Here is an 8,970-nt window from a genome sequence, read left to right on the forward strand (position 1 = left end):
ATCCGGGATTATCTCGACGATCGAACAGAAAAGTACCGAAAGATGGTAGATTGGATTGCAAGGGAGATTGATGTTACGACGCTACGGTATCAGCGGATCGACGACATGGTCGAAGCAATCGGTCTTCCCCGCGAGAAACTATGTCTCCAATGCTGGATCGGAGACGTCGATCTATTGGAACACAGATAAAGTTCGGAGTTTAGCGTTAGGCCAGGTAAGCCGAAGGACGAAGGACGACCGCTACGCTGGGACGAAGGACGTTCTCGTTGGCATGGAGTAGAAAGAAAAGTGAGGTTCAACTACACGATACATGATACACGATGAACAATTTAGCTGGTTTTATAAGCGGCGATAAAAAATCCTTGACAACCTCTTGAAATAGCAGGAAAATTGAGTACATTGTTAAGCACATGGTGCAACTTCAACAGGACGAAATCCCGCGTTCATCTGAACGGCGGGATGGAAAGAAAAAAGGGGCGGTGTGACGGGAAGCATTTCTTTTTGGCGGGGGAAATGTATTGAATTATTGAAGGATGTCCCCTTCCCCCTGATTGGCAATAATTTTATGAACATGTTGGGTTATAGGGGTTTGGCATAGCCGTATAGTGGGGAGGGGTCTCGATGCCTGGTTGGGACAGCGCTCTTATTGAGGAGATTTATAGTCAGAAGCAGAAGGAGAAATCTGAGGATAGAGATAATCTTCTAAAGCTGGTCAGCCGCAGCTTGTATGGTGAGGCGATTCATTATGCTTTGGAACTTATTCAGAATGCGGAAGATGAGGGCTCCTCAGCTATTACCTTTTTGTTTGGCACGAATGAAGCAGTTGTGTCAAATGATGGCAGGCCTTTCGATGAGGATGATGTTTGGGGCATTTGCTCTGTCAGGCCTGGGAGAAAGAGGCGGAAGATAGGCTTTTTCGGAATCGGCTTTAAGGCTGTTTTCAATGTGGCCAAAACGCCTCAGATTATCTCCGGTAAGTATAATTTTGAGCTTCATGACTTCATAAACCCTAAGCCATTAGCTACCGTGCCTGAAGCCGCCAGGGATTATTGCTCCTCTGAGAAGGGGGCAGTCTTTGTCCTGCCCTATTCCCCTGAACTGATGTCGCCAGATACGCTCACTGAGAGCTTTAGCGCGCTTGACGAGAACCTTCTTTTGTTCTTGGACAATCTCACGGTTCTTAACTTTGTTAACCGGACTAACGGTGCCGAGTGGTCGATTAGTAAGGACCCAGAGGATTTGACAGCTCGCCTGCCTGATAGTGTGCGGCGGAACACCAATAGCGCCTCCATCACCTTAAAGAATTCGTCAACTGAAACCACTACTACGTGGAAAGTTTTTCACCGGACTTTGCCAGTTAAGGATCCGGCTATGGTCCCTGAAGGTAAGAAGGGGGTGGAAGAGACAAGAATAACCGTTGCTTTTCCCTTAAATTCAGAAATCCGGGATAAGACCAAGAAGGAAGGCGTTGTGTATTGCTACCTTCCGACTAAGAAGCGTACTGATCTTCCTTTTCTCGTCCAGGCGGATTTTCTCCCAACGGTTGGGAGGGAGAACATTTCGGAGCAAAGCCCTTGGAACGTCTGGCTTATGGAGGAACTTGGCAAGCTGGCCGCAGTCGCGATCGACCTGATTAAGGACGATGAGCAGCTGTCAGAGTTTGTTTATGACTTTATCCCGTTATCAGAGGAGATTCATGATGGCCTGATAAGCCATCTATATGACGAGTTGTTCTCTTCGCTCAAGGAGATTGAGATTGCGCGGACGGCAAAGGTCTGGGTTAGGCCTGAGGATTGCGCAATACCTGATGACGACGCTTTAAGGATCATTTTGAGTGAGCCGGACTTGTCCGCCCTGCTCGGCAAGAAGGTATCGTATTTAGATTCTGCTTTGAGCGCGCCTGACCATTGTACCCGCGCTGAGAATGTCTTGTTTGAGTTGGGCTCTAAAAAGATTGGTAGCAACGAAGTTATTGGTTTCCTGCAGCACGAGGCTTTTCTCAGAAAGAAGAGCGAAAAGTGGTTTCTTGACCTGTACGATTACGTGGCTTCACTGTTTGATACGTCTAAGAAGGTGCCTTATGGGGATTTTCCCTGGGCTTGGGATGAGGAGACTAAGGCTTTATTTCTCCGGCTTCAGAAAGCTACTTTCGTTCTCACGAATGACAGACAACTTGTTCCTCTTAAAACCGACGGCTCAGATGATAGGTTAATCTGTTATCCTCAGAATATTGACCTGGTGGAGGTGCATAAGCTTTTTGACAAGGGTGAGATCGTTTTCCTGAACCGTTACTTCCAAGAGTCGGGCGTCACCCATCGCAAGGAGGAACAGCAAGAGAGGGAGGAGAAGAGGAAGCGGGTGAAGGATTGGTTTGACAGTGTTGGGGTGAGAAAGTATGTGAAGCAGTCTCACATCATTAGGGATGTTATTCTGCCCAAGTTCAGGTCCGGGAGGTACAGGGAATATGACGATTCGAAGATTTATGGCCTATTGAATTATATTAGGTCTTACTGGCCCACTGTGGAGAGCGAGATACAAAACAAGAAGCTTTCCCCTGAGGTGTTGCAGGAGGTTAAAGACTCTGTCCTAGTCAAGGCTTACTCAGTGAGCTTGGGGAAAGAGGTGTTTACTTATAAGAGGCCGGAAGAGGTCTATTTTTCTAGGCGGTATGGTAAGAATCAGTTGATGGAAGACCTTTTCCGGGGCATTGATAGGATTTATTTTCTGTCGCCTTACTATTTGAATAAGGAAGGCAAGGAGGCAAAAAAGCATAGGAAGGGGAAGCAAAAGGCGGATTACTCTTGGAGGAAGTTTTTTGAGCTGTTGGGCGTCTGGGGCTTCCCAAGGGTGGTCGAGGTCAAGGGCGAGGTTTCGATAGCTGGCTCTGATGAATATCCTTGGGTTAATAGGGAGTATTCTGCAAGGGGTTGGCATGAGCTTCACGGTGATTCTCATAGTGAGGATGTTGAGAGGTTGATTGAGTTCTGCTCCAAGACTGGGGATGTTGGTGATGTGAAGGCGCGGATGGCTCTTCTTTGGGAGTCGCTTGATAGTAATTGGAAATCTTATAAGGATAAGGGCTTCTGCCGTTCTACATACAAGTATTTTTATGTTGATTGGCACGCTAGGGCTTATGATACTTCTTCTTTCCTTGAGTTTTTGAGAAATGCCAAATGGGTCCCTACCCTAGCCGGGGATTTTGCTAAACCTGGTGAGTTGGTAGTGCATTCGCAGAGGAATGTCCACCTGTTGGGTGAGAATATTCCTTACGTAGAGCTTCAAGGAAATGATGCCTTTCTGGGGGACCTTAAGGTAATGTCCTCCCCCAGCATCGACCAGGTGCTAAAGCACTTGAAGTCCTACAGAGAAGAAAACCCTTTGATTGCCGAGAATCAGGTTGTCAAAATGGCAGCTATTTATGATTCTCTTAAGCAGGAGCTTGCCAAAGCAGGAAACAAGGCATTGGCTGAAGATCGTATTCAAGAAGTCAGGCGATTGTTTGATGATTGCGAGTTGTTTTATCTGCCCCGTGAGGACCGTTCATGGTGGAAGCCGCGTGATGTGTTTTGGCGGGATTTCTCCGAATCTTTCGAGAGCCTCAGAGGTTATGTTGAACACGACGGTTCGCCTATCTATGATACCGGGCTGATGGAGTTTTTCGAGGGTTTGGGCATTTCCCAGAAGCCTTCTCTCTGCGACTGTTTGGCCGTCCTTGATGATCTAAGGAACGCTGGGGACTTGGCGCGTTACCGCCAGGTAGCACCGAAGGTCTATTCTCTTATCGATTCAGTAGTTAGGCAAGGGGGAATTCCCTTCGACGGGTGGGACAAGCCTGTCTTCTTGGCGGAATCTGGGCACTTCTTGCAGCCGTCTGAGCTTTATTTCTCTGATGATGACCTGTTGTCGGGCTATTTTGCGGACAAGCTTGCTTTTTTGTGGCTACCTTTTCATTGGGGTAATGTCAAGAATATGCTGTCTGTTGGTGGTTTTAGACAGTTGAGTAGCCATGTTTCTGTGGTAAAGAACATGGACGGCTTGGATGAGCTTGAGGGGGATGAGGTTAAGCAGTTACGCGAGAGGCTCTCCTATGTGGCGCGCTACTTTAAGATAAAGAGGTTTGGCCTTTATTCGGAGCTCGAAAGGAGCGGCGTTTTTGCCAAGATGGAGTATGTGGAGTGCTTTGAGTGTTCGGATATTGCTCTTGATTTCACGGTTGATCCGTGCTCGGATGATATTAGTGTTAAGGGCGTTAACAGCAATGTTTACTTTAGCCCTGATGAGAACCGTTTGTATAAGCGGAGAGATGTTCCTATTCTTTCTACAGTCGTGGCCAAGGAGATCTCGAAGTGTTTTCCACCTGGAAAAGATGAGGCGTTTCTCCTTCTTGACTCCTTGTTTGGGGTTGTGGGGTATGACGAGCTTGCCAAGAAGTTGAAGGATTTTGGCATTGATGAGAAAGCTCCTGCTTGGCAGATGGCTGCGAAAGAAGTCAAGGTTATTCGCAAGTCTGAGGTTTCTTCGAAACCGGATGAAGATACCGTTAAGGTGCCGCCTAGGGAAGAGAAGAAAATAGTCAAGGCGGTTGAGTTGCCTGCTGAAATGCAGCCTGCCGCTTCAGACCTAATAGACCCAAATCGTTTTATTTTTTCCGATGATTTGGAGGAGTGCGTTCCTTATTCAAAGACCGACGGCCCTAGGGGCTTCCCGTCAATTACGGTGAAACTCAAGAAGGGGCATTATGACGGAGGACCGAGAGACTATAAGCCTAGGCATATTCCGCACAGGGGTGATGCTGAGTCCATTGCTTTGGAGTTATGTATGCGCTTTGAGGAGGAGCAGGGGTGGGAGCCTGATGACCGCCACAAGCAGCAGAGCATTGGTTATGATATTTATTCTTCATCTAACGAAGATGGTGAGCGGTTTATCGAGGTTAAGCACTTTAGGGGAAACCCAGGTACTTGGGAGCTTACGCCGCATCAGTGGAAGAAGGCTGAAGAAGAAGGTAAGAAGTATTATGTGTATGTGGTAAGCGGCCTTAAGCTTGATTATACGCCCACGATACATATAATCCGCAATCCTGTGAAGTATCTGACCCCTGATCCTCCTCTTCAAAAGAAGTTCTCTGATTGGAGCAACGCGGTTATTAACGTTGCCAAGTGCCAAAAGGTCTGACCGGCATCCTCTTACCTTGCTTTTTGTCTGAATTTTTGGTTTTGCTGCTAAATTCGTTAGTATACTGGGGGCGTTGTGCCTTCTCTGTCCTGTTGTTTTGCTTTTCTTTGTTGCAACTTGAAGGCAGACGAACACAGACGGGATGCTCTTGAAATGTTGACATGTCCGACCAGACCATCCCAACCGTTGGGCTCTTAAGGCCGAGGCGATTTTTGATGGTAGCCACCGGTAAATCAGATGCACGATACATGATACACGATTAAGCTAATGGCTGATTGCTAAGGGCTAAACACTAAAAAATCCCTTGACAACTTATTGAAATAGCAGGAAAATTGAGTACATTATTAAGCACATGGTGCAACTTCAACAGGACGAAATCCCGCGTTCATCTGAACGGCGGGATGGAAAGAAAATGGGAAACCAGTTCGGAGTCGGGGTACCCGCTTGCGGGTCGCTGGAGTTCGGAGCAGAGGATTGGCGAGCGAGGAAGCAACACTTTAAAGGCATCATGGCAGGGGAAAGTTATTTGCTTATTTAGGAACGTCCCTATTGACTCATGTAAATGGCTGATCTTTATGGTTTCCTTCCTCTTCCCTATATTATTTGACTTTATTGTAATATGAAAATTACTTTTTTTGACACGTTAAAAACATTGAAAGCAAAAGACTTTTTAGCAATTTCTGGAATTATTATAGGTTTCTTTTTGTATATACAAGGATTTATTATAGTAAATGTTTCTCTACGTGATTTAGGAATTCAATACCATCCATTATTAAGGACAAAGTATTTATCAGCAGGGTTTTTGCTCATCGTAATTCTCGCGGTATACTTTTTTTTCGTCTGGAGAAGCATATATTATGCAGAAGAACTTGTAGATAACTTCGCTGCTAAATTATCGCACGATAAAAAATCAATATTTTGGGGCATCTTCTCAATGTTCCTTATATATTCAGATAATGCATTTGGAATTGTAATATCAACAGTCTTTATAAGCCAATTCCTATTCCATATAAAACAACTTAATGTTTTTTGGGGATTTCTATGTTTTTTCTTTCTTGTTGATTACCCAATTAATAAACTGAAGATGCATGAAAAATATCCTAGATTTTTTTTACCGTTAAGCTGCCTGTTCTATGTATCTTCGGTAATTATTTTTTTCTATTTTGTAAAAGCAAAAGAAGCAATCAATTTATTTTGGATGTTTGTATGTATAACTTTTTTTATTAACCTTCTTTTAGATCTACGAAAAAAGTTTGTGTCAAAATCTTACATTACGAGAATCAATATGTTTGACATAGTCTGGATTGGAATTATTTATATTGTTTTATCCATTACTTTCGGAAAACTATTTTACACTAAAATCGATAGTACATATGGAGGGGGCAAACCAATAGAAGTCTCTATTTTTGTTAAAAAAGAAGAAGTTCAACAACTAAAGCAGCTTCCAATAAAATTTGATGATAATAAATCAGAAAAGGTCCTTTTAATATTGCAAACAGAAAGTGATATTTATATTAAGAGTAAAACACCAAACGAAAAAAGCGATTCAGTAATTCAACTAAATAAAAATATAGTTAGTAGTATTATTTATTGAAAATAAACAATGGGGTTAGGCCTTGCTTTATAACATTTTAATCTCAGGTCCAGGTAAGTTTCGATGCACAACGATGAACAAGATTAACAAACAACATTTAAGATTCCCTGGCCGAGGCGATTTTTGATAGATTGCGCGAAGCGCAAGGATTGAGGCGCGCAGGCGTACATGAACGTACGTCGAAGCGTCGCGACCCACAGCGCGACAAAGCAAGGTGCAAAAAGCGCTTCGGCCCCATTGTGAAAAGATTAAAAAAGCCCAAGGAAAACTCCTTGGGCTTTTTTAATCTTAAACCCGGCAACGACCTACTTTCCCACACAGTCGCCCGTGCAGTATCATCGGCGTGGTAGGGCTTAACTTCCGTGTTCGGGATGGGAACGGGTGTTTCCCCTACGCTATGGTCACCGGGAAACTTTATCTCTTGTTCAACGTTCTATGTTCGATGTTGGATATTTTAAACCTTGAACTTTGAACCTTGAACCAATTTTTTAAGACAGCTATATATGTTGTAATGATTTATGGTCAAGCCTCTCGACCTATTAGTACTGGTAGGCTCAACACATTGCTGTGCTTACACCATCAGCCTATCAACCACGTAGTCTACGTGGGGTCTTAGCCCGGTATTGCTACCAGACGGGATAACTAATCTTGAGGCGGGCTTCCCACTTAGATGCTTTCAGTGGTTATCCCTTCCGGACATAGCTACCCAGCTTATGCCACTGGCGTGACAACTGGTACACTAGAGGTCCGTCCATCCTGGTCCTCTCGTACTAAGGACAGCTCCTCTCAATTATCCTACGCCCACGGCAGATAGGGACCGAACTGTCTCACGACGTTCTAAACCCAGCTCACGTACCGCTTTAATTGGCGAACAGCCAAACCCTTGGGACCTTCTTCAGCCCCAGGATGCGATGAGCCGACATCGAGGTGCCAAACCTCCCCGTCGATGTGAACTCTTGGGGGAGATAAGCCTGTTATCCCCGGCGTACCTTTTATCCGTTGAGCGATGGCCCTTCCATGCGGAACCACCGGATCACTAAGACCAACTTTCGTTCCTGCTCGACTTGTAGGTCTCACAGTCAAGCCGGCTTGTGCCTTTGCACTCATCGGCTGGTTTCCAATCAGCCTGAGCCGACCTTCGTGCGCCTCCGTTACATTTTGGGAGGCGACCGCCCCAGTCAAACTACCCACCAGACAGTGTCCTCAACCCGGATAACGGGTCTGAGTTAGAACCTCAAAACAATAAGGGTGGTATTTCAACATTGGCTCCATCCCAGCTAGCGCCGGAACTTCAAAGCCTCCCACCTATCCTACACATATTACCCCGAAGTTCACTGTCAAGTTGTAGTAAAGGTGCACGGGGTCTTTCCGTCTTGCCGCGGGGTGAGGGTATCTTCACCCCCATTACAATTTCGCTGAGTCCCTGGTTGAGACAGCGGGGCAATCGTTACGCCATTCATGCAGGTCGGAACTTACCCGACAAGGAATTTCGCTACCTTAGGACCGTTATAGTTACGGCCGCCGTTTACTGGGGCTTCAGTTCAACGCTTCTCCCAATTACTTAGAATGACATCTCCCTTTAACCTTCCAGCACCGGGCAGGCGTCAGACCCTATACTTTCTCTTACGAGTTTGCAGAGTCCTGTGTTTTTAGTAAACAGTCGCCACCCCCTCTTCACTGCGATTCCGGGTTGCTTCAAAAGCAAGTTTTTACACAAACCAGAACGCACCTTCTCCCGAAGTTACGGTGCAATTTTGCCGAGTTCCTTAACCAGGGTTATCTCAAGCGCCTTAGGATTCTCTCCTCGCCCACCTGTGTCGGTTTGCGGTACGGTCACCAGATAAACTCGCTACGAGGCTTTTCTTGGAAGCGTGGGATCAGCCAGTTTATTCCCTTATTAAGGGATCCTCATCACGTCTCGGAGTTATGAGTCCACGGATTTGCCTATGAACTCCCCCTACCCGCTTGAACCTGCTATTCCGTCAGCAGGATGGCCTACCCTTCTCCGTCCCCCCTTCGCTCAAACGCTCACCTGGTGGTACAGAAATATTAATCTGTTTCCCATCAACTACGCCTTTCGGCCTTGCCTTAGGGACCGACTAACCCTGAGAGGATTACCCTTGCTCAGGAAACCTTGGGCTTACGGCGATGCCGTTTTTCACGGCATTTATCGCTACTCATGTCAGCATACTCTCTTCTGCGTC

The 8,970-nt window shown here is 45.9% G+C and carries 3 protein-coding genes and 2 rRNA genes; 3 read left to right on the top strand and 2 right to left on the bottom strand.

The window, feature by feature from the left end; all coding sequences use genetic code 11:
• The 3 genes from NTU69_12050 to NTU69_12060 all read left to right on the top strand — a co-directional run.
• A partial coding sequence (locus NTU69_12050) for a hypothetical protein (protein ID MCX5804239.1) occupies positions 1-189 on the top strand: 189 nt, incomplete at its 5' end.
• 432 nt (positions 190-621) lie between these two features.
• Positions 622-5,172, top strand: a complete 4,551-nt coding sequence (locus tag NTU69_12055; protein MCX5804240.1) for a DUF3883 domain-containing protein — start codon at positions 622-624, stop codon at positions 5,170-5,172.
• 652 nt (positions 5,173-5,824) lie between these two features.
• Positions 5,825-6,766, top strand: a complete 942-nt coding sequence (locus NTU69_12060; protein MCX5804241.1) for a hypothetical protein — start codon at positions 5,825-5,827, stop codon at positions 6,764-6,766.
• Between the two features lie 292 nt (positions 6,767-7,058).
• Here NTU69_12060 and rrf read toward each other — a convergent pair.
• Positions 7,059-7,175, bottom strand: a 5S ribosomal RNA gene (gene rrf, locus NTU69_12065).
• A gap of 109 nt (positions 7,176-7,284) precedes the next feature.
• Positions 7,285-8,970 (bottom strand): 23S ribosomal RNA (locus tag NTU69_12070); the annotation flags it as partial.

The organism is Pseudomonadota bacterium (assembly GCA_026388215.1).
Lineage (GTDB): Bacteria > Desulfobacterota > Syntrophorhabdia > Syntrophorhabdales > Syntrophorhabdaceae > JAPLKF01.